Source organism: Bradyrhizobium guangzhouense (assembly GCF_004114955.1).
In the GTDB taxonomy this organism is placed as follows: Bacteria; Pseudomonadota; Alphaproteobacteria; order Rhizobiales; family Xanthobacteraceae; genus Bradyrhizobium; species Bradyrhizobium guangzhouense.
Window position 1 is genome coordinate 4,699,527 of record NZ_CP030053.1, and the last position, 19,178, is coordinate 4,718,704.

The following is a 19,178-nucleotide window of genomic DNA, read 5'->3' on the forward strand; positions in this document are numbered from 1 at the left end:
CTGGACCTCGGAGTGACGTCAGTGGCACGTCACCGCGAACCAAGGTCCCATCATCAGGCCATGAGCCTTCCGATGAAGCCAAATGTCTGTACTCCCCGACCGACATCTTCGCGTGTGACCACGGCTGACGGCAGGTCTCCTGGCTCGCGGGTCGTGACCGCTTCGTCGCCTTCCCGGGACCGAGGACCCAGTGGCTTAAAGACGAAGGATTCGCCGCTTACAGTTGCGGGGGCAGCTACGGCATTGGGGATATCGTCCCAGCACCGCATTCCCTTTTCATCCCCCTTTCGGGGAAACCGTCACCGCCATCTAGGATTTCGGCGAAGACAGAGTCAATGTGCCAGATGCGGCGATATTGCCGCAGCGGCCAACTTTCCCGGGAGATCTGCATGGAAGGCGAGACCTTCCTCTGGCTGATACGGCATGCCCCCGTCGACGGCGTCGCGGGGACCATCCATGCCAATGACGCGCCCGCCGACCTCGGCGATCGCGCGCAGCTGGAGGCGCTGCGTCAGCGCCTGCCGCCCGATGCGGCTAGTTATGCGAGCCAAGCGCGACGCACGGTCGAGACCGCGCGGGCGCTGGGACTCGCGCCCCAGCAGATGGCTGAGTTCGGCGAGCAGGATTTTGGTGACTGGACCGGCCGTCGGCATGACGAGCTCGCCAGCAGCGGTGGCGAGGCCTATGCGCAGTTCTGGCGCGATCCGGCGCGCGGACGACCGCCCGGTGGCGAGAGTTTTGAGAATCAGGTCGCGCGCGTCCGGCTGGGGCTTGCACGGATCGACGCGGGTTCGGCAACGCTGGTCGTGCATTCCGGCACGATCCGGGCGGCGCTCTGCATCGCGCTCGACCTGACGCCGCAGGCCGCCTTGCGCTTCGTGATTGATCCGCTGTCACTGACCCGGATCGATCGGCTCGCGACCGGCTGGCGCGTCGTGTCGGTCAATCAGCGGATCAGCTAGGCCTGTCAGGCACATTGGCCTGCGCAAATGTCGCCATGTCGTTGTGCAGCGCGCAGGCGAAGCGCACCAGCGGCAGCGCGATCGCAGCGCCTGATCCTTCGCCAAGCCTGAGATCGAGGCTGATCAATGGCTGCACGTTCAGGGCACGCAATACCAGCCGATGCCCCTGTTCCGCCGATTGATGCGACGGCAGCAGGAACGGCTGGCACGACGGATTGAGACGCACCGCCGCGAGTGCCGCGACTGAAACAATAAAGCCATCGATCAGCACGGGAATGCGCGCCTGCGCAGCCGCGATGATCGCGCCTGAGATCGCGGCGATCTCGAGGCCGCCGACGGCACACAGGATCTTTTCGGGCGAGCCGCCCGCCACGCCATGGCGCGCGATCGCGGCCTCGATCACGCGCACCTTGTGTGCGCGGCCTGCTGCATCGACGCCGGTGCCACTGCCCGCGATCTCCTCGGCGCTGATGCCGAGCAGGCTCGCGGCGATCGCGGCTGATGTCGTGGTGTTGCCGATGCCCATCTCGCCGAAGATCAGCAGGTCGGGCTGATTGGCCATCGCCTGCATTACCGCGCGTTGGCCGGCCTCGAAGGCGAATGCCAGCTCCGCCGGCGTGAGCGCAGGCTCGATGCTGAAATCGCGCGTGCCATGGCGCGGCTTGTCCGTGACGATATCAGGCATCGCATCCTCGGCCAGCGTGCCGGCGTCGACCACCTCAAGGTCGGAGCCCAGCTCACGCGCCAGCACCGAAATCGCGGCACCTCCGGACGCAAAATTCGCCATCATCGCGATGGTGACGGCCTGCGGATAGGCCGACACGCCCTGGGCCACGATGCCGTGATCGCCGGCGAAGATGATGATCGGCACGCGCGCCGCGCGCGGCCGTTCGGTCGCTTGCAGGCCCGCCAGCTCGATCGCGAGCTGCTCGAGCCGGCCGAGCGCGCCGGTCGGCTTTGTCAATTGTGCCTGTCGTGCGATTGCCGCCTCGCGATGGTCAGCGGAGATCTCGGGGCATTTCTGGGTGATCCATTCGGGGAGCATGCTACCTCGCTTAGGGGCTGCGCTTGAGGATGTAACTGTCCATGATCCAGCCGTGCCGCTCGCGCGCGTCCTGCCGCGTGGCGACGATGCGCGGGCCGATCTCGGCGAGCGCGCCGGACAGGATGATCTGGTCGGCCATGCCGAGATAGGCGCCCCACCAGATGTGAACTCCATCAGGGTCGAGCGACTGGAACGCCGTGCTGCCGTCGAGCATCACAACGATCGTATCGACGCCTTCAGGCCAGCCGCCTTCGCGCAAGCGGCGCCCCGTCGTCACCAGAAACGGCTCGCCGATATCGTTGAGCGGCAACGCATGCGCCGCGCACAGCGCCTGGATCGAGGTGATGCCGGGCACGACCGCGATGTCTGGCAACGGATCGAGCCGCCGCGCGATGCGCAGCGAGGAATCGTAGAGCGAGGGATCGCCCCAGATCAGCAGCGCGACCTTGCCGGCGCCGTCAAGATGATCGGCGATGGTCTGCGACCAGGTCGCGGCGACCGAATCGTGCCAATCGTCCACGCCCTTGCGGTAATCCGCTTCGGCGGCGTCGCGCACCGGAAGATCGAATTCGGCAATGCGCGTGGTGGCGCTCGTGAGCACGTCGGCGCAAATCGTCCGCCTGAGGTCGGCGAGATCGGATTTTGCGGCGCCCTTGCGCGGGATCAGGATCAGGTCTGCGGCGTTGATGGCTTCGATTGCCGCGCGCGTGAGCTGCCTGGGATCGCCGCAACCGATGCCGATCAGGGACAGCGTCATCATGACGATCCGCCCTCCGCCAGCGCGCCGAACATGATGACGGCGGCCGTGGAAGCCGCGCCGCCGCGCGCCAGTTGCTCGGCAAGCTCGACAACAGTGGAGCGGACCAGACGCTCATCGGCACGGCCGAGCGATTCCGCGAACAATGCCGGAGTGCTCGGTGAAAGGCCATGCTCGATCAGTTTCCCGACCAGCGCCGAAAAGGTCCTCCGGCCCATATAGACCACCGTCGTCGCATCGGGGTCAGCCAGCGCGGCCCAGTTCAGATTTGGCGGCAGCTCGCCGGTCACATCGGCGCCGGTCACGAATTGGACGCGGCGCGAGGTGTGACGACGTGTCAGCGGAATGCCGGCTTGCGCGGCGGCGACGCAAGCCGAGGTGACGCCAGGGATGATCTCATAGCCGATGCCGGCCTGGCGCAGCGTCTCGATCTCCTCCTCGAGCCGGCCAAAGATGCCGGCATCGCCCGACTTCAGCCGCACGACGCGGACGCCCGTGGCGGCATAGTCGACCAGCAGACGATTGACGTGATGCTGCTTTGTCGACGGCCGCCCTGCCCGCTTCCCGACTGCGACGAGGTTGGCACCGGGCCGCGCCAGATCGAGGATCGCTCCCGACGCGAGATCATCATAGAGGACGACATCGGCCTCGCGCAGCCGCGCGGCGCCCTTGAGCGTGAGAAGCTCGGGATCGCCGGGGCCGGCGGAAACGAAGGAGACAAAGCCGCTCACCGGTCCTCCGCGATCAGATGGAAGAACGTGCCGGTGGCGCGGCCGCGCCGCGAGCCGGTCTCGGCGATGACCGCGCCGGTCGCGTCGTGCACGACCGCCAGCGGCGTATCGGGCTGGGCGAGGATCGTTGAATAGTGGAATTCGTGGCCGCGCAGACGCGCGCCGACCGGATGGCCCGGCATCGGCGCTGCGAGCGCAGCGAGGCGATAGCCGAGATGCATGCGGCGCTTGGCAAAGCTCGTCTCCAGGCCCAGCAGGCCCGCCATCTCATGCCTGACACCCTCGGCATCGATCAAAGCGGACCCCAGCACCATATACCCGCCGCATTCGCCGTGCACCGGCCGCGTCTCGGCGAAAGCGCGCAGCCTGCTGCGGAAGCCCGTGTTTGCCGCGATCTTGCCGGCGTGAAGCTCGGGATAGCCGCCGGGGAGCCAGCATACATCGGCGCTTTTATCGGGGCCTTCATCCGCGAGCGGCGAGAACGTCGCAATTTCGGCGCCCGCCGCGCGCCAGCCTTCCAGCATGTGCGGATAGATGAACGAGAATGCGGCATCGCGGGCGAGCGCAATGCGCTGGCCGGGCGGTGTCACGTTCAGGCCATTCGTTGCGGATTGCGGAGACCAGGAAGCCGCCGACCCCAGGACCGCATCGAGATCGACATGCTCGGTGACGAAGCGCGCAGCTTCGTCGATCAGCTTGCCGATCTCCGCCTGCTCCTCGGCCTGCACGAGGCCAAGATGGCGCTTCGGCAGGCTGATCTCGGCATGGCGCGGCAACGCGCCGAACACGGCAATGCCGGCGTCATTCAGCGCGCGCCGCACCAGATCTTCATGGCGCGGGCTGGCGATGCGATTGAGCACGACGCCCGCAAGGCGCACACCGGCGCGGTAGTCGCGCAGGCCAGCCGCGATCGCCGCCGCCGTCTGCGCCTGTCCGGAGGGATCGATGACCAGCACCACCGGCCAACCCAGCATCTCCGCGATATCGGCGGTGGCGCCTGTGCCGGAGACGCCGCGAGCGGCGACGCCGTCGAACAGGCCCATCGAACCCTCGGCGAGCACGATGTCGGCGTCCGCCCCGTGGCTGACGAGATGTGAGATCGTCGCGCGGTCCATCGCCCAGCTATCGACATTGACCGAAGCGCGGCCGGTGGCCACTGCGTGGAAAGCGGGATCGATATAGTCCGGGCCGCTCTTGAAGCATTGCACGTTCAAGCCGCGATGGCGCCAGGCGCGCGCGAGCGCCAGCGTCAGCGTGGTCTTGCCGACACCGGAAGCCGGCGCGGAGATGACGAGGCCTGCCGCCATCACGACGCCTCCGGAAAGCGCGGCTCCGCGCCGACCGGCCGATAGCGGCGATCGTAGTCCGCGGCATAAAGCCGGCTCTCGTCGAAATCCGAAAGCCCAAGCGTCTTGCCGACCAGGATCAGCGCGGTGCGCTCCATCTCGACGGCGACAGTGGCATCGAGTGTTGCCAGCGTCGCACGCACGACGCGCTGGTCCGGCCAACTCGCGCGCCAGACGACCGCGACCGGGCAGTCCGCACCGTAATGCGGGGTGAGCTCGGCGACGACTTTGTCGAGCTGATGGATCGACAAGTGAATCGCGAGCACCGCGCCGGTTGCAGCGAAGGCCGCGAGTTTCTCGCCTTCGGGCATCGCGCTGGCGCGGCCCGGCGTGCGCGTCAGCACGACCGACTGGGCGAGACCGGGCAGCGTCAGTTCGGCTTCGAGAGTGGCCGCAGCGGCGGCGAAGGAGGGCACGCCTGGCGTGACGGTAAAGGGAATGCCAAGCGCGCGCAGACGGCGAAGCTGTTCGCCCATCGCCGACCAGATCGAGAGATCGCCGGAATGCAGCCGTGCGACGTCCTTGCCCTCGGCATGCGCGGCGGCAATCTCGGCGATGATCTGGCCGAGCGACAGCGGCGCGGTGTTGACAATGCGCGCCCCAGGCGGGCAATGCGCCAGCACGCCCTCTGGCACCAGAGAGCCGGCATACAGGCAGACCGGACAGGCGGCGATCAGGTCGCGGCCGCGCAGCGTCAGCAGATCGGGCGCGCCCGGCCCGGCGCCGATGAAGTGCACCGTCACGGGCCGTCTCCTTCAGCGATTGCGGCGGTTGCGGTGCGGTCCTGCGAGACGACGCGTGTTGCGATGAGCCGCGCCCGCGGACCAGCCGCAGCGAGCGCCGCGGCTTCGGCGACCGAGCCCGTGCCGAACGTTTCGGTGATCCGCCGCGACTGCGTCGGCGTATCGATACCGGCCAGCACATCGGCCGGCACAGCCCTGATCGGAACGCCATACTCGCGCGCGAGCTGTTTCAGCGCCTCCGCGTCAGCCTTGTCGCTGATGGTCGCCACGGCCGCGAGGCCATCTGAACCGCCTGCGGCCGCCAGCGCTTCGCGCAGTGAGGCCAGCGTCACATCCTGTTTGAATCCGAGCCCGGCGACCTTCATCGGACCGTACTCCACTGCACCACCGGCCGGGCCGTCTCCCACGAACGATAACGGCCGAGCGGAGCGGCATGCGCGATCTCGACCCGCATCAACTCGCCGCCATGGTGCTGATGCAATTCGCCGAGCAACGCTTCGGTCTCCAGGGTCACGGCATGAGCGACCAGCCGTGCCCCCGGCACAATCCGCGACCAGACCACATCGAACATCGCGCGATCGAGACCACCGCCGACGAAGATGGCATCCGGCGCATCCAGCGCAGCGAGCGCGTCCGGTGCCTGTCCTGCGATCACCGCGATCCGATGCGCCAATCCGAACGATGCCGCATTGGTGCGAATAGTCGCAGCGCGATCCTCGCGCGCCTCGACGGCGGTCGCGGTCCCGCCACACAGCGCCCACTCCACCGAGATCGAGCCGGAGCCGGCGCCGATGTCCCACAGCCGCTCGCCGGGACGCGGCGCCAGTGCAGACAACGCGAGCGCACGCAGCGGCCGCTTGGTGATCTGGCCGTCATGGGCGAAGAGCTCGTCCGCAAGCCCAGAACTGCGGGGAATACCTTGCCCGCCCATCGCCTCGATCGCAACTGCAACCAGGTTTCCAGCGAGCTCGCCCCTAAAGCTGTCTGCGCGATGCTCTGCGATGCTTTCGCGCGGCCCACCGAGCGCTGCGAGCGTCCAGAAGGCCGAGGCGCCCCAACCGCGATCGCTCAGCCATTTCGCGAGGTCGCCGACCGCCTCGCCGTCGCGCACGAGACAAACGATCTGCGCCCCATCCGCCAGATGCGGCACAAGGCGTTCGAACGGCGCGGCATGAAGACCGAGGCAGACGATCGATTCGAGCCGCCAGCCAAGCCGCGCGGCAGCGAGCGAGAATGTCGAGGGCGCGGGATGGGCGATCCACTCGTCACTCCCGAGTTTTTCGGCAAGGCCTGCGCCGGCGCCGTACCAGAAGGGATCGCCGGAGGCGAGCACCGCCGTCGGCCGACCGCGACAATTCAGCACTGCGCTGGCGTCGAACGGCACCGGCCAGGCGCGACCGCGGCCCCCCGCCCCGGCAAGCGCAAGATGGCGCTCGCCGCCGAACACGGTTTCGGCGCCCGCGAGCGCCTTTCGGCTTGCCTCGGACAGCCCGGCAAGGCCATCTTCGCCGATACCGATGATGGTCAGCCAGGGATCAGGCAGGAAATCAGCCATGACGCGCGCCCTCATTCTGGGCGGAATTGCCGATGCGAGCCTGCTCGCCGCGGAGATCGCGCGTGCCGGCATCGACGCCGTGTATTCCTATGGCGGCCGCACGCGGGCGCCAGCCGATCAACCGCTGCCGACCCGCATCGGCGGCTTCGGCGGTGTGAGCGGTCTCGTCGATTACATCCGCGGCGAAGGCGTTACGCATGTGATCGACGCGACGCATCCCTTTGCCGCCGAGATGAGCCGTCACGCCATCGCCGCGTGCGCGGAGACCGGCACGCCGCTGATCGCGCTGGAGCGCGCGCCCTGGCGCAGAGCGCCAGGCGACATCTGGATTGAAGTCGACGATGTCAACGCCGCAGCCGCCGCGCTGCCCGAAGCGCCGGCCAACGTGTTCCTCGCCATCGGGCGCCAGCACATCGCGCCGTTCGCGGCGAGGCCGCAGCATGCCTACACGCTGCGGTTCGTCGATCCGCCCGAAGCGCCCCTGCCCTTCGCCGGCGACGTCATTGTATCGCGCGGACCGTTCACGCTTGATGGCGAGTTGGCGATGATGCGCGCACGCGGCATCGCCTGGATCGTCGCCCGCAATTCCGGCGGCGACGGCGCGTACGCCAAGATCGATGCGGCCCGCAAGCTCGGCCTGCCCGTCATCATGATCTCGCGACCGCAATTGCCCGAACGATCGCGGGTCGAGAGCGTCACTGACGTGATGCAGTGGCTCGGTCATTCTACCCGCCTCGGCGCATAGACCCAACGGCCGACGCGGCGCGTCCGGGAATTGCCGACAATCACCAGCGTGCGCATATCGGCCATCTCCGGTGTCGCGTCGTTCAGCCTCACGGTCACAATCTTCTCGTCAGCCGCGCTGATCGCGCGCGCGAAGATCACCAGGCGGTCGCCGCACCCGGCTTCCTTCAACACGTCGACCGCCCGTCCAAATCCTTCCGGTCGGCTCGCCGAGCGCGGATTGTACATGGCGATGGCAAAATCCGCTTCGGCAGCAAGCCGGAGCCGCTTCTCGATCACGGCCCAGGGCTTGAGATTGTCGGAGAGATTGATCGCACAAAAATCGTGACCGAGCGGCGCACCGGCGCGCGCCGCGGCGGCCAGCATCGCGGTGATGCCGGGCAAGACGCGGATCGGCAGGTCCTGATAGTGCGGCGCCTGTTCGAGCGCTTCGAACACGGCCGACGCCATCGCAAACACACCGGGGTCGCCGGAGGAGACAATCACCACCTGCCCCCCTTCGGCCGCGAGCCGCAATGCTTCAGCAGCTCGCTGCAGCTCTTCGCGATTTTCGGAGGGATGCAAGGTGAGACCGGCCCGCGGCGGCACGCGCGCGACATAGGGGGCGTATCCCAATATATCGGTCGCGGCGGCAAGCGCGACGGAGACCTCCGGCGTCACCAGCGCATCGCTGCCCGGGCCGAGCCCCGCGATGGTCAGCGTGCCCGTCATTCGACGGCGTCCGGAAGCCGGCCCTTGCCGTGCACCAGCACGATCGCAAAGTAAGGACAGTCCGTTGCGTCGATCTCGGCTAGCCGCGCGACGCGCTCGCCAGGCATGGTGCCGCGCTCGACCAGCCAGGCGTCGTCGAGCCGCCCGGCCGACGCGAGCGCACGCCGCACTTTTGCGAGGTTGCGCCCGATCTTCATGATCACAAGCGCATCGGAATCGCGCATGCGGCGTTCGAGCTCGGATTCGGGAAGCGTGCCCATCAGCACCGTCGTCACGTCGTCGCCGAGCGCGATCGGCTGGCCCACGCCATTCCAGCAGCCGACCATACCGGGAATGCCGGCGATCACCTCGATCTCGACGCGGCCCTGCAGGCGCGTGTGCAAATGCATGAAAGAGCCGTAGAAATAGGGATCGCCCTCGCAGAGCACGACGACGTCGACGGCACGCGCCAGGCGCGCGAGGCGCTCCGCCCATTCATCGTAGAAGCCGGCGAGAAGCTGGACATAGTCCGGGCTGTCGAAGGCGATCTCGGTCGTCACAGGGTATTCCATGGGATATTCGGTGACGTCGGCCGCGAGCAGGCCCTCGACGATGCGTCGCGCCTGGCCGGGCCGGCCCTTCTTGCGGAAATAGGCAAGGTGCTTGGCAGCCCGCACGGTGCGGTCCGCGCGCACGCTCATCAGATCGGGATCACCGGGGCCGAGACCGCAGCAGATGATGCGTCCCATGGCTACTCGCTCCGGCTCGCCAGTGCATTCACGGCGGCGACCGTGATCGCGGAGCCGCCGAGGCGGCCTTCGACGGTGAGCGCCGGCGCCGGCGGATCAATCATCAGCGCGGCCTTGGATTCGGCGGCGCCGACGAAGCCGACCGGACAGCCGATGATCGCCGCAGGCCGCGGGCAGTCGTGATCCTCCAGCATGTTGAGCAGATGGAACAGCGCTGTCGGCGCATTGCCGATCGCGACGATCGCGCCATCCAGATGCGGCCGCCACAGTTCCAGCGCCGCGGCCGAGCGCGTGTTGTGCATGGACTTGGCCAACGCAGGAACGGCCTCGTCGCCGAGCGTGCAGATCACGACGTTGGCGGCAGGAAGTCGCGCGCGGGTAATGCCCTCAGACACCATGCGCGCGTCGCACAGGATCGGCGCGCCCTTCTGCAGCGCTGCCCGTGCTGCGATCGCCATGCCCGGTGTGAAGCGGATATGCGCCTCCAGGCCGACCATGCCCGCGGCGTGGATCATCCGCACCACGACCTGCTCCTCCTCAGGCGTGAAGCGCGCGAGATCAGCCTCGGCCCGGATGGTCGCAAAGGATTGCTGATAGATCGCCGCACCATCGGTCTGGTAAATATGCGGCATCAGTGCCCTCCCATCAGAATGGAGGGATCGCGCACGATGTCGTCGCGGTCGAGCCCGCGCAAGATCGGCTCGTCGCGGGTCGAGCCGCCGCGCACGAGATCGAATCCCGCAGGCGTTGCGACCAGCGTGATCGCGGCCTCGCCGGAATGGGCGCAGCCCTTGGCGCAGCCGGAGACGTGGAGCCGTGCCGCCCCGCCGATGTTCGGCGCCAGCGCCGCGGCAAGTCCGCGCGTGTCGGCATGGGCCTCGCGACAACGCGGCGCGCCGCTGCAGGCGATGACGCGCAGCGCCGGATCATAGGCCTCGGTGATCAGGCCGGAAGCGGATGGCATCGTCCGCTTGCCTTCGCTCAGGACCATGCGCCACGGCGTCATCCGCAGCGGATAGCCGCAAGCCGAGAGCTGATTGAGCGTCGTGTGCGGCATTTGTCCGAAGGCGATGCCGATCATGGCGCCTTGCGGATAAAGACCAGGACGCGCTGCGGCCATGATCGGCGCAGGCTCCGCCTCGCCGCGCAGCGCCTCAGGCAATGTCGCGCCGGCCGCAAGATGCGTTGCCATGCGCCCTCGCCCGCCCCTAACGCCCGACGCGACGAACCAGCGCGCGAAAGCAAGCGCAGTGTTCACCGCTTCACCGCGCGCGACGCTGCGGCCGAAGCCGGCGCCATCCGCGCGCACGAGGAGACCGCCAGCGGCATCGCGCTCGATCCGCACGTCGGCGGAAGCGCCAGCGAGCACGCGCGAGGTGCCGTCATCGATGGCAAAGCCGAATTTCGTCGGTAGCTCGAGCGCCGAGTCCGCCAGCGCCTCTTCGAGTTCGGCGGCGAACGCCTGGGTCTCGTCGCCGTCGCGCCAGAACGGCGTGACCAGGATGTTGCGGCGGGACTCGGTGTCAGCGTCCGGATCGAGCAGCGTCAGTTCCGCGAGCCCGTCGATCAGCGGCCGGTGGCTGGCCTCGCTGACGCCTCTGATCTGCAGATTGGCGCGGCTGGTCACGTCGATCAGACCATTGCCGTGGCGTTCGGCGAGACGCGCAAGCCCCGCGATCTGTTCCGCATCGAACCGACCGCCGAACGGGCGCACGCGGACCACGAGCCCGTCGCCCGATTGCATCGGCCGGAGCGCGCCCGGACACCAGCCCCTCACTGAAGCCGCGCTCATGACGCCTCCTTCAGCGCAGCCGCAATCGAGTTGCGGCGCGTCCGCCAGAGCGAGGCCTCGTGCAGGCGGGTGAAGCAGGTTTCCATTGCGGCAAGCGCCGCCGGATTCTCGCGCGCGATGAAGGCGCGGATTTCAGCATCACCCAGCGTCGCATCATAATAGAGATCGAACAGATGCGGCGGCACGGCGCCGGCAAGGTGCGCAAAGGCGGCCATGTGTTCGAGCGTCGCTGATATCTCGGCCGCTCCGCGAAAGCCGTGGCGCATCATGCCGGCGATCCAGGCCGGATTGGCAGCGCGGGCCCGGACGACGCGCGAAATCTCTTCCGTCAGCGTGCGCGCATGCGGCTCGTCCGGCCGCGTCGTGTCGAGATGATAGAGCGATGGCGCGGCAGCACCAAGATGGGCGGCTGCCGCGGCGATGCCGGCTTCATGCGCGGCATAATCGGCGGCGAGCAAAAGATCCGCCTCAGGCAGATCCTGAGCGTGGACGAACGCATCGGCAGACGCGAGCCGCTGCTCGATGCCGGCGCGATCGTGCTTGATCTCGCCGTCGGCGGAGAACGCCCAGGACGATGCCGACAACCAGGCTTCGCCGGCCGCATCGCGCGTTTCCGACGTGAACGCATCGGGAATGGCCGAAAGGCCGACGCCGTATTGCCCGGGACGCGGCGCGAACACGCGGGAGGCGCGGTAGCGATAGGGATTTTCGTCGCCCTCGTCTTCGCGTGAGGCGAGCGCCTCGGAGGCGGCCTCGAACAGATGCGCAAGCCCGGAGAATACATCGCGGAACAGGCCCGACACTCGCAGCGTGACGTCGATGCGCGGACGGCCGAGCTCGGCCGGCGCGACGATGTCGTAACCGGTGACGCGGCCAGAGGCATGATCCCAGCGCGGCGCGAGGCCGGCCAGATGCAGCGCCATCGCGAATTCCTCGCCCGCGGTGCGCATGGTCGCCGAGCCCCAGAGATCGAAGACGAGACCTTTCGGCCAATCGCCGTGATCCTGCAAATGACGGCGCAGCAGCTCTTCTGCAAGCTTGATGCCTTGCGCATGCGCCGATGGTGTCGGCACGGCGCGGGGATCGACGGCGAAGAGATTGCGTCCTGTCGGCAGCACGTCCTGCCGTCCGCGATAGGGGGAGCCCGACGGGCCGGGCGCGACGCGACGTCCTGCAAGCGCGGAACGCAATGCATCCCGCTCGGCATCGCCACAGGCACCGCGACCGAACACATGCAGGCCGTCGCCGAACTGGCTTTCCTTGAGGTCGCAGACGAAGCGGTCGATGCGCGGGATCGCTTCGGCCGCTGCAGCGGTCGCATCGAGACCGAGATCGTCTTCGAGACCGGCCGCGCGCGCCTCGTTGCGGATCGCCGCGATCAGGCGCTGGCGGCGGGCAGGATCGAGACCATCGGCGGTCGAATATTCGTCGAGCAGACGTTCGAGCCGGCGCAGGCCCTCCGGCACCGCGGATTGTTCGAGCCGGGCCGGCAGATGGCCAATGGTGACGGCGCCGATCCGCCGCTTGGCCTGCGCGGCCTCGCCGGGATCGTTGACGATGAAGGGATAGATCACGGGGAGATCGCCGATCAGCGCCTCCGGCCAGCAGGACGAGGACAGCGCCACGGATTTTCCCGGCAGCCATTCCAACGTGCCATGCGCGCCCATGTGCACGATGGCATCGATCCCCTGCCCGCGGAGCCAGAGATAGAACGCGACATAGGCATGGCGCGGCGTGCGGGCAAGATCGTGATAGTCTGCATCGCGTGTCACCGCATCGCCCCGCTCGGGCTGGACCGCGATGATCGATCGGCCGCTCGCGATGGCCGCGAAGTGGAACGCGCCGTCGCGGCAGCTCGGATCGCTCTCCGGTGCGTCCCAGGCTTGCACGAGATCATCCTGCAAACTTTGCGGAAGCTGCAGGAGCGCCGCGCGGTAGTCGGCGACACTCCAGGTCAATTTCCGTTTTAGCAACGTCTCGCCGAGTGCATGCATCGGCGTAACGTCAAAGCCGGCCTCCCGGAGATCGGCCACCAGCGCTTCGACCGACGCCAGCGCATCGAGACCGACCGCATGCGCGATCTGATGCGGACGGCCGGGATAATTTGAGAGCACGACGGCCAGCCGCTTTTCGGCCGCCGGCTTCCCGGCAAGCTTTCGCCAAGCTGCGACGCGAGCGACGACCGCTTTCACACGCTCCTGATCCGGCCTGTGGGCCAGATGGGAGAATTGCAGATCGGGATCGCGCTCCGCAGCCGACTTAAAACTTACCACGCCCGCAAACAGGCGGCCATCGACCTCGGGCAGCACCACATGCATGGCGAGATCGCCGGGCGACAGGCCGCGCAGCGACTCCGCCCAGTCCTCCCGTTGCGCCGATGACAGAGCGACCTGGAACACGGGACACGGCGCAGCATCGAACGGCGTGGTGCCGTCATCGCCCATCGCCGAGAACGCCGTGGCATTGACGATCGCGGCCGGTGGATTTTGCACGAGATGCGCGCGCAGCCAATCCACGACGCCCGCCGCCTTCAGCGAGGTGACGAAGGCCCCATACGCGTCAAAACCATTCTCGCGCAGCGCTGCGATCAACGCATCGACCGGCCCCGTGTCGGCGGCCGTGAGATAGGAGCGATAGAACGTCACGAGCGCGCGCGGCCTGCCCTCGCTCGGCGCCGGCTCTGCGACCACACCATGCGCGGGATCGTAAAAGCCCCTCTCAGGAACGTTCATCTCGCCGACAACAGGCCCGGCATAGAGTCCCGAGGCCAGCGCGAGCTGCGCGATCGCGGCTTGCGCCGCGACGGGGCCGCCGGTGTCGCACAGCACCTTCAGCCGGCGCAGCGTCGAGACCGGCAGGGTTGAGTACCCATCGAGCCTGATGTCGTCGCGGCCATCGGCCGGCAACACGGCAAGAGCGATGTTGCGGTCTTTCGCGAGCTGCTGGAGCGCCGCCAATCCATACGACCAATAGGATACACCGCCGATCAGACGCACCAGGATGCCGCGCGCCTGTGACAGCGTGCGCTCGATATAGGTGTCGACCGAGAGGGGATGGCGCAGTTCCGCGAGATTGGCAAGCCGCAGCGACGGCAGGCTGCCCCGGCCGCGCCGCCAGCCCGCCGCAAACGCAGCCAGGTCGGAATCCGAGAACGAGAGCACCACGAGATCGGCCGGGTCCTGGCCGATGTCCCTTGGCGTCGCGGTCTCTTCCAGACCGCGGCTCTCGCGGAAGACGACGTGCATCAGACTCCCAATCCCGCCCTGATCGCGGACTCGTCGATATCGCCGTGCTCGCCGATGACGACGAGCTTCGATTGCCTGAGCCCCGCGCCCCAGGGCTTGTCGAACTGGTGGCGCACGCGTTCGCCGACCGCCTGCAGCAGAAGCCGCATCGGCTTGCCTGCGACCGCGATATAACCCTTGGCACGCAGCACGTTCTGCTCGCGCGCGAGCTTCTGGACCGATGCGACGAGCGCATCGACATCCAAAACCTCGGGAAGATCGATCACGACTGAGGCAAAATCGTCGTGCTCGTGCTCCTCCTCGCCGTCATGATGCGAGGGACGCGCGGCGAGATCGTTCTCGGCGGCGGCGCCGAGGCCGAGAATGACGCGCGCATCGATCGCACCGTCGGTGACGGCCAGCATCGGCACGCGGCGGGGCATCTCTGCGGTAATCGCGGCCTTCGCGGCTTCAATGCCCACAGCGCCTGCGAGATCAGCCTTGGTCAACAGCACGATATCGGCGCAGGCGATCTGGTCCTCGAACACTTCCGAGAGCGGCGTCGCGTGATCGAGGTTTTCATCCGCGGCGCGCTGCGCTTCGACCGCGTCCGGATCCGGCGCGAAGCGGCCGGCGGCAACAGCCTCGGCATCGGCGAGCGCAATCACGCCATCGACGGTGATGCGCGAGCGGATCTCGGGCCAATCGAACGCCTTGAGCAGCGGCTTCGGCAACGCCAGGCCCGAGGTCTCGATCAGGATGTGATCGGGCCGCACCGGCCGCGCCAGCAGTTGCTCCATGGTTGGAATGAAATCATCGGCGACGGTACAACAGATGCAGCCGTTGGCGAGCTCGACGATGTTCTCTTCCGGGCAGTTCGCGTCCGCGCAGGATTTCAGGATCTCGCCGTCGACACCCTGGCTGCCGAACTCGTTGACGAGCACCGCGAGCTTCTTGCCATTGGGATTGCTGAGCAGGTGCTGGATCAGCGTGGTCTTGCCGGAGCCGAGAAAGCCGGTGACCACGGTCACAGGGACTTTTGCGAGCGAGTTCATTCGGCGGCCTCCGGCAACACGGCGATGGGGGGAATGCGGGCAAGCGACTGCTTGCGGAAGATTTCGGGGCGGCTGCGCCAGGGGACGAGGCCATCGCTCGCGGCGGCATAAGCGGCGGCGCCCGCGACCACGTCCTGCGCGTTGGCATCCGACAGGCGGCCATAGACATAGGACCAGCGGCCGGGCGCACTGAGCGCAACCGAGCAGCCCTGGCTGCATGCAGACAGGCATTCGACGGGAACCACGGTCACGCCCTCGGGCACGCCGGCTTCGAGGATCGCACCATGCAGGCGCTTGCCGGGCGTAACCTCGCCCTCGCCCAGCGTCTGGCCGGCGCGGCAGGTGATGCAGACATGCAGTGTGACAGTCATCGCCTCTTCCAGAAGTATCAGCGGGAGGCGAAGAGGCCCACGGACCGTTCTTGCGAAGGCCCGTTTCCCCGTCGCGGAACACCCCGTCCGCCGGTTCAAAAATCGTCCGCGCTGGCAGGTCTCCCGGCTTGCGGAGCAGGGTTTCCCCTTCGATCCCCGCCTTCCCGATCCCTGGGGATCAGTGGCTTTGGGCATCTCTCCGGTCACGGTCGCGGGGGCGGCTGCATTTTGGACCCAAATCTTGCCGATTCGGACCCTATCGCATTCCCTCTTCGCCTGTCATAGGACAGGAACCAACGCCGGGCCACCATTTGCCCCCGGCCGCCTCTTGTCAAGCCGAAGGACCGATCCGATGACGAGTGAACCGGAGACCCAAACGGCCCAAGAAACCGACGCCAAAACCGATGCCAAACACGCCGCCAAAATGGCGAAGATCAAGGTCGCCCGCGACAAGATCATGGCAACCAAGAGTGGCGAAAAGGGCCTCATCATCGTCCACACCGGCGCCGGCAAAGGCAAGTCCTCTTCCGCTTTCGGCATGATCGTGCGCTGTGTCGCCCATGGCTTGCCCTGCGCGGTGGTGCAGTTCATCAAGGGCGCCTGGGATACCGGCGAGCGGCGCCTGCTCACCGGCCATTTCGGCGAGCTCTGCCAGTTCCACGCCATGGGCGAAGGCTTCACCTGGGAGACTCAGGACCGCGCCCGCGACATCGCGGCCGCGCGCGCCGGCTGGGAGAAGGCGAAGGAGCTGATCCTTGATGCCAACCTGCGCATGGTCGTGCTCGACGAGATCAACATCGCGCTGCGCTACGACTATCTCGACATCGCCGAAATCGTCGACTTCCTCAAGACCTCGAAGCCGCCGATGACGCATGTCGTGCTCACCGGCCGCAATGCCAAGGACGAGCTGATCGAGATCGCCGATCTCGTCACCGAGATGACGCTGGTGAAGCACCCGTTCCGCTCCGGCATCAAGGCGCAGGCCGGCGTCGAGTTCTGAATGCGATGGCACGCGCGCTGATGATCCAGGGGGCCGGCTCGGACGTGGGCAAGTCGCTCATCGTCGCCGGTCTCGCACGCGCTTTCACGCGGCGCGGATTGCGCGTGCTTCCGTTCAAGCCGCAGAACATGTCGAACAACGCCGCGGTCACCGTCGACGGCGGCGAGATCGGCCGGGCGCAGGCATTGCAGGCGCTTGCCGCCGGCGTCGAGCCGCACACCGACATGAACCCGGTGCTGCTGAAACCCGAGACTGATGTCGGCTCGCAGGTCATCGTGCAGGGCAAGCGCATCGCCACCGCGCGGGCGCGCGAATATGCGGCCTTGAAGCCCTCGCTGATGGGTCCGGTGCTGGACAGTTTTGGACGGCTGAAGGCGCGCGCTGATCTGGTGCTGGTCGAAGGCGCCGGTAGCCCCGCCGAGGTGAATCTGCGCAAGGCCGACATCGCCAATATGGGCTTTGCCCGCAAGGCCGACGTCCCCGTCGTACTGGTCGGCGACATCGATCGCGGCGGAGTCATCGCACAGCTCGTCGGGATCAAGACGGTGATCGACCCCGACGATGCCGCGATGATCCAGGGTTTTGTCATCAACAAGTTCCGCGGCGATCCCACGCTGTTCGGTGACGGCTACAAGCTGATCGAAGCGAAGACCGAATGGCGCGGCTTCGGTGTGTTGCCATGGTTTTCGCGCGCCGGCGAATTGCCGGCTGAGGATGCTTTGGGTCTCAGCGACGCGCGAAAGCCTGGCCAGACCAAGATTGCCTGCCTCGCGCTGTCGCGGATTGCCAATTTCGACGATCTCGATCCGCTCAAGCTCGAGCCTTCTGTCGATCTCGTGATGGTGCGCCCAGGCGAAGCGATCCCCGGCGATGTCAGGCTCGTGATCATCCCCGGCTCAAAGTCCACGCGCGGCGATCTCGCCTTTCTGCGCGCGCAGGGCTGGGACATCGATCTGCTCGCGCATCACCGCAGGGGCGGCCATGTGCTCGGCCTCTGCGGCGGCTATCAGATGCTCGGACGCAGCGTCGCCGACCCGGAGGGTATCGAAGGTCCCGCGGGCGACACGGCGGGCCTCGGGCTGTTGGATGTGGAAACAATGATGAGCCCACAGAAGACGCTGACGCGCGTGTCAGCCATTCACGCGGCGACGGATCAGCCGATCCAGGCTTACGAAATCCACATCGGGCGTACTGACGGGCCAGATCGCGCGCGGCCGTTCGCGAAGCTGAACGGCGAGCCGGAAGGCGCGATTTCGCGCGATGGGCGCGTGCAGGGCAGCTATCTGCACGGCCTGTTCACGTCGGATGAGTTTCGCAAGGCGTATCTGGCGAAGCTCGACATTCCCGCCGGCGAGGAGCCGTATCACCCCAGGGTCGAGAGCGCGCTCGAGGCGCTGGCCGATCACATCGAACGGCATCTCGACGTCGAAGGCCTGCTCGCGCTAGCGCGCTAACACCTCGGCAAGGCGCGACCACTCGGCCTCGGCACCCGGAAGGCCGAGGCGAAGCCATGTCGGATTTTGCGCGAAGACGCGCGACCAGATCTGGCCACGAGCCAGCTTCTCCTGCGCGACAAGCGCGTCAGACGTCTCGTAGAGACGGAACAGTGATGCGCCGCCGACGAGCCGCCAGCCCTGCGCTTGCACCATCTCGTCGAGGCGCGCACAGTCCCGCGCAAGCCGCGCAGACGTCGCCTTGGCCCAGGCGTCATCGCGCAGGGCGCGGCAGCCGACCGCGATCGCGGCGCCGGAGACCGGCCATGGACCTGATGCCGCCGAGAGCTTGCCGATGTCCTTCGCATCGCCGATCGCGAAGCCGAGGCGCAGGCCGGCGAGGCCATAGAACTTGCCGAACGAGCGGAGGATCAGCAGCCCCGGCTGGCCCGCTTCCGAAGCGAGCGAGAGCTCGGGAACGGCATCGGCAAAGCTCTCGTCGATGACGAGATGACCGACGCGCGGCAATAGTGCGAGCAGATCATTCGGGTCGTGACGGCGGCCGTCGGGATTGTTGGGATTGACGACGATGGCGAGGTTCGCTCCAGCCAGCGCATCGAGCTCCCTCACCTCCTCGACCTGCCATCCCGCGGCTGAGAGAACGGGCGCATATTCATTGTAGGTCGGTGCAAGGATGCGGGCCAGGCCACGCGGCGCGAGCTGCGGCAGCAATTGAATCGCGGCCTGCGCGCCACCCATCGCCACAACAGGCGCTGACGTGCCATACGCGTGTTGGGCGGCCAGGTGCAGCACCTCGATTTCGGTGTGCGACGGCAGCGCCTGCCAGTGATGCGGAGCGATCTCGCCTACGGGATAAGGCAGCCGGTTGATCCCGGTCGACAGATCGATCCAGTCGTCCGCCCGCCCGCCGAAACGCTGCTGGGCCAGATCGAGATTTCCACCGTGCTCGCGCATGGCCCG

Annotated in this window: 19 protein-coding genes and 2 riboswitches; of the genes, 4 read left to right on the plus strand and 15 right to left on the minus strand. The window is 67.4% G+C overall.

Annotated features, from left to right (window positions below; genetic code table 11):
* Nucleotides 1-112: 112 nt before the first annotated feature.
* Nucleotides 113-316: riboswitch (cobalamin riboswitch) on the minus strand.
* 73 nt (nucleotides 317-389) lie between these two features.
* Entirely contained in the window at nucleotides 390-962 is a 573-nt protein-coding gene (locus XH91_RS22745; protein ID WP_128952646.1) for a histidine phosphatase family protein, read from the plus strand.
* Here the strand turns inward: XH91_RS22745 and cobT are convergent.
* Genes cobT through cbiE form a run of 7 tightly spaced genes read right to left on the minus strand, consistent with a single transcriptional unit; the run spans nucleotide 955 to nucleotide 7,127 of the window.
* A complete protein-coding gene (gene cobT / locus XH91_RS22750; RefSeq protein WP_128952647.1) occupies nucleotides 955-2,007 on the minus strand; it encodes a nicotinate-nucleotide--dimethylbenzimidazole phosphoribosyltransferase in 1,053 nt (350 codons plus the stop codon). The two genes, XH91_RS22745 and cobT, sit on opposite strands and share 8 nt — an antisense overlap.
* Before the next feature lie 10 nt (nucleotides 2,008-2,017).
* Entirely contained in the window at nucleotides 2,018-2,767 is a 750-nt protein-coding gene (cobF, locus tag XH91_RS22755) for a precorrin-6A synthase (deacetylating) (protein WP_128952648.1), read from the minus strand.
* The gene (cobA, locus tag XH91_RS22760) at nucleotides 2,764-3,495 is read right to left on the minus strand and encodes a uroporphyrinogen-III C-methyltransferase (RefSeq protein WP_128952649.1); all 732 of its coding nucleotides are present in this window, start codon (nucleotides 3,493-3,495) and stop codon (nucleotides 2,764-2,766) included. The genes cobF and cobA overlap by 4 nt, the downstream gene beginning before the upstream one ends.
* Entirely contained in the window at nucleotides 3,492-4,802 is a 1,311-nt protein-coding gene (locus tag XH91_RS22765) for a cobyrinic acid a,c-diamide synthase CobB (RefSeq protein WP_128952650.1), read from the minus strand. Before XH91_RS22765 ends, cobA begins: the two co-directional genes overlap by 4 nt.
* Nucleotides 4,802-5,584: a precorrin-4 C(11)-methyltransferase gene (gene cobM, locus XH91_RS22770; RefSeq protein ID WP_128952651.1), complete on the minus strand. Its 783-nt coding sequence runs from the start codon at nucleotides 5,582-5,584 to the stop codon at nucleotides 4,802-4,804. The genes XH91_RS22765 and cobM overlap by 1 nt, the downstream gene beginning before the upstream one ends.
* Nucleotides 5,581-5,949 (minus strand): cobalamin biosynthesis protein, encoded by a 369-nt coding sequence (locus tag XH91_RS22775; RefSeq protein WP_164933745.1) that lies wholly within the window; start codon nucleotides 5,947-5,949, stop codon nucleotides 5,581-5,583. The genes cobM and XH91_RS22775 overlap by 4 nt, the downstream gene beginning before the upstream one ends.
* Complete coding sequence (gene cbiE / locus XH91_RS22780; protein WP_128954952.1) at nucleotides 5,946-7,127, minus strand: precorrin-6y C5,15-methyltransferase (decarboxylating) subunit CbiE; 1,182 nt, start codon at nucleotides 7,125-7,127, stop codon at nucleotides 5,946-5,948. Before cbiE ends, XH91_RS22775 begins: the two co-directional genes overlap by 4 nt.
* Nucleotides 7,128-7,137: 10 nt before the next feature.
* On the opposite strand from cbiE, the gene XH91_RS22785 reads away from it, so the two are divergent.
* Nucleotides 7,138-7,884 (plus strand): cobalt-precorrin-6A reductase, encoded by a 747-nt coding sequence (locus XH91_RS22785; RefSeq protein WP_128952653.1) that lies wholly within the window; start codon nucleotides 7,138-7,140, stop codon nucleotides 7,882-7,884.
* Here XH91_RS22785 and cobJ read toward each other — a convergent pair.
* From cobJ to XH91_RS22820, 7 genes are read right to left on the minus strand one after another with little or no spacing between them, the layout of a single operon-like run.
* Nucleotides 7,860-8,594, minus strand: a complete 735-nt coding sequence (gene cobJ, locus XH91_RS22790) for a precorrin-3B C(17)-methyltransferase (RefSeq protein WP_128952654.1) — start codon at nucleotides 8,592-8,594, stop codon at nucleotides 7,860-7,862. The genes XH91_RS22785 and cobJ overlap by 25 nt on opposite strands.
* Nucleotides 8,591-9,322 carry a precorrin-2 C(20)-methyltransferase gene (locus XH91_RS22795; protein ID WP_128952655.1) on the minus strand — a complete coding sequence of 244 codons (732 nt, stop codon included), beginning with the start codon at nucleotides 9,320-9,322 and terminating at the stop codon, nucleotides 8,591-8,593. Before XH91_RS22795 ends, cobJ begins: the two co-directional genes overlap by 4 nt.
* 2 nt (nucleotides 9,323-9,324) lie before the next feature.
* Complete coding sequence (locus XH91_RS22800) at nucleotides 9,325-9,954, minus strand: precorrin-8X methylmutase (protein WP_128952656.1); 630 nt, start codon at nucleotides 9,952-9,954, stop codon at nucleotides 9,325-9,327.
* A complete protein-coding gene (cobG, locus tag XH91_RS22805) occupies nucleotides 9,954-11,114 on the minus strand; it encodes a precorrin-3B synthase (RefSeq protein ID WP_128952657.1) in 1,161 nt (386 codons plus the stop codon). The genes XH91_RS22800 and cobG overlap by 1 nt, the downstream gene beginning before the upstream one ends.
* A complete protein-coding gene (gene cobN, locus XH91_RS22810; protein ID WP_128952658.1) occupies nucleotides 11,111-14,359 on the minus strand; it encodes a cobaltochelatase subunit CobN in 3,249 nt (1,082 codons plus the stop codon). Before cobN ends, cobG begins: the two co-directional genes overlap by 4 nt.
* Complete coding sequence (cobW, locus tag XH91_RS22815) at nucleotides 14,359-15,393, minus strand: cobalamin biosynthesis protein CobW (RefSeq protein ID WP_128952659.1); 1,035 nt, start codon at nucleotides 15,391-15,393, stop codon at nucleotides 14,359-14,361. Before cobW ends, cobN begins: the two co-directional genes overlap by 1 nt.
* On the minus strand, nucleotides 15,390-15,764 hold the full coding sequence (locus XH91_RS22820; RefSeq protein WP_128952660.1) for a DUF1636 family protein: 375 nt from the start codon (nucleotides 15,762-15,764) through the stop codon (nucleotides 15,390-15,392). Before XH91_RS22820 ends, cobW begins: the two co-directional genes overlap by 4 nt.
* A gap of 96 nt (nucleotides 15,765-15,860) precedes the next feature.
* A riboswitch (cobalamin riboswitch) is annotated at nucleotides 15,861-16,077 on the minus strand.
* A 39-nt stretch (nucleotides 16,078-16,116) separates the two neighbouring features.
* On the opposite strand from XH91_RS22820, the gene cobO reads away from it, so the two are divergent.
* Nucleotides 16,117-16,764 (plus strand): cob(I)yrinic acid a,c-diamide adenosyltransferase, encoded by a 648-nt coding sequence (cobO, locus tag XH91_RS22825; RefSeq protein ID WP_128952661.1) that lies wholly within the window; start codon nucleotides 16,117-16,119, stop codon nucleotides 16,762-16,764.
* A gap of 5 nt (nucleotides 16,765-16,769) precedes the next feature.
* On the plus strand, nucleotides 16,770-18,218 hold the full coding sequence (locus XH91_RS22830) for a cobyric acid synthase (protein ID WP_128952662.1): 1,449 nt from the start codon (nucleotides 16,770-16,772) through the stop codon (nucleotides 18,216-18,218).
* Here the strand turns inward: XH91_RS22830 and cobD are convergent.
* Entirely contained in the window at nucleotides 18,207-19,172 is a 966-nt protein-coding gene (gene cobD, locus XH91_RS22835) for a threonine-phosphate decarboxylase CobD (RefSeq protein ID WP_164933746.1), read from the minus strand. The two genes, XH91_RS22830 and cobD, sit on opposite strands and share 12 nt — an antisense overlap.
* Nucleotides 19,173-19,178: the final 6 nt, after the last annotated feature.

Coding starts and splice junctions, on each gene's coding strand:
- XH91_RS22775 (WP_164933745.1), bottom strand. CDS start 5,949: ATGAAGGTCGCCGGGCTCGGATTCAAACAGGATGTGACGCTGGCCTCA.
- cobD (WP_164933746.1), bottom strand. CDS start 19,172: ATGCGCGAGCACGGTGGAAATCTCGATCTGGCCCAGCAGCGTTTCGGC.
- cobW (WP_128952659.1), bottom strand. CDS start 15,393: ATGAACTCGCTCGCAAAAGTCCCTGTGACCGTGGTCACCGGCTTTCTC.
- XH91_RS22830 (WP_128952662.1), top strand. CDS start 16,770: ATGGCACGCGCGCTGATGATCCAGGGGGCCGGCTCGGACGTGGGCAAG.
- XH91_RS22765 (WP_128952650.1), bottom strand. CDS start 4,802: ATGGCGGCAGGCCTCGTCATCTCCGCGCCGGCTTCCGGTGTCGGCAAG.
- cobJ (WP_128952654.1), bottom strand. CDS start 8,594: ATGACGGGCACGCTGACCATCGCGGGGCTCGGCCCGGGCAGCGATGCG.
- cobO (WP_128952661.1), top strand. CDS start 16,117: ATGACGAGTGAACCGGAGACCCAAACGGCCCAAGAAACCGACGCCAAA.
- XH91_RS22820 (WP_128952660.1), bottom strand. CDS start 15,764: ATGACTGTCACACTGCATGTCTGCATCACCTGCCGCGCCGGCCAGACG.
- XH91_RS22785 (WP_128952653.1), top strand. CDS start 7,138: ATGACGCGCGCCCTCATTCTGGGCGGAATTGCCGATGCGAGCCTGCTC.
- cobN (WP_128952658.1), bottom strand. CDS start 14,359: ATGCACGTCGTCTTCCGCGAGAGCCGCGGTCTGGAAGAGACCGCGACG.
- cobG (WP_128952657.1), bottom strand. CDS start 11,114: ATGAGCGCGGCTTCAGTGAGGGGCTGGTGTCCGGGCGCGCTCCGGCCG.
- XH91_RS22745 (WP_128952646.1), top strand. CDS start 390: ATGGAAGGCGAGACCTTCCTCTGGCTGATACGGCATGCCCCCGTCGAC.
- XH91_RS22800 (WP_128952656.1), bottom strand. CDS start 9,954: ATGCCGCATATTTACCAGACCGATGGTGCGGCGATCTATCAGCAATCC.
- cobT (WP_128952647.1), bottom strand. CDS start 2,007: ATGCTCCCCGAATGGATCACCCAGAAATGCCCCGAGATCTCCGCTGAC.
- XH91_RS22795 (WP_128952655.1), bottom strand. CDS start 9,322: ATGGGACGCATCATCTGCTGCGGTCTCGGCCCCGGTGATCCCGATCTG.
- cobF (WP_128952648.1), bottom strand. CDS start 2,767: ATGATGACGCTGTCCCTGATCGGCATCGGTTGCGGCGATCCCAGGCAG.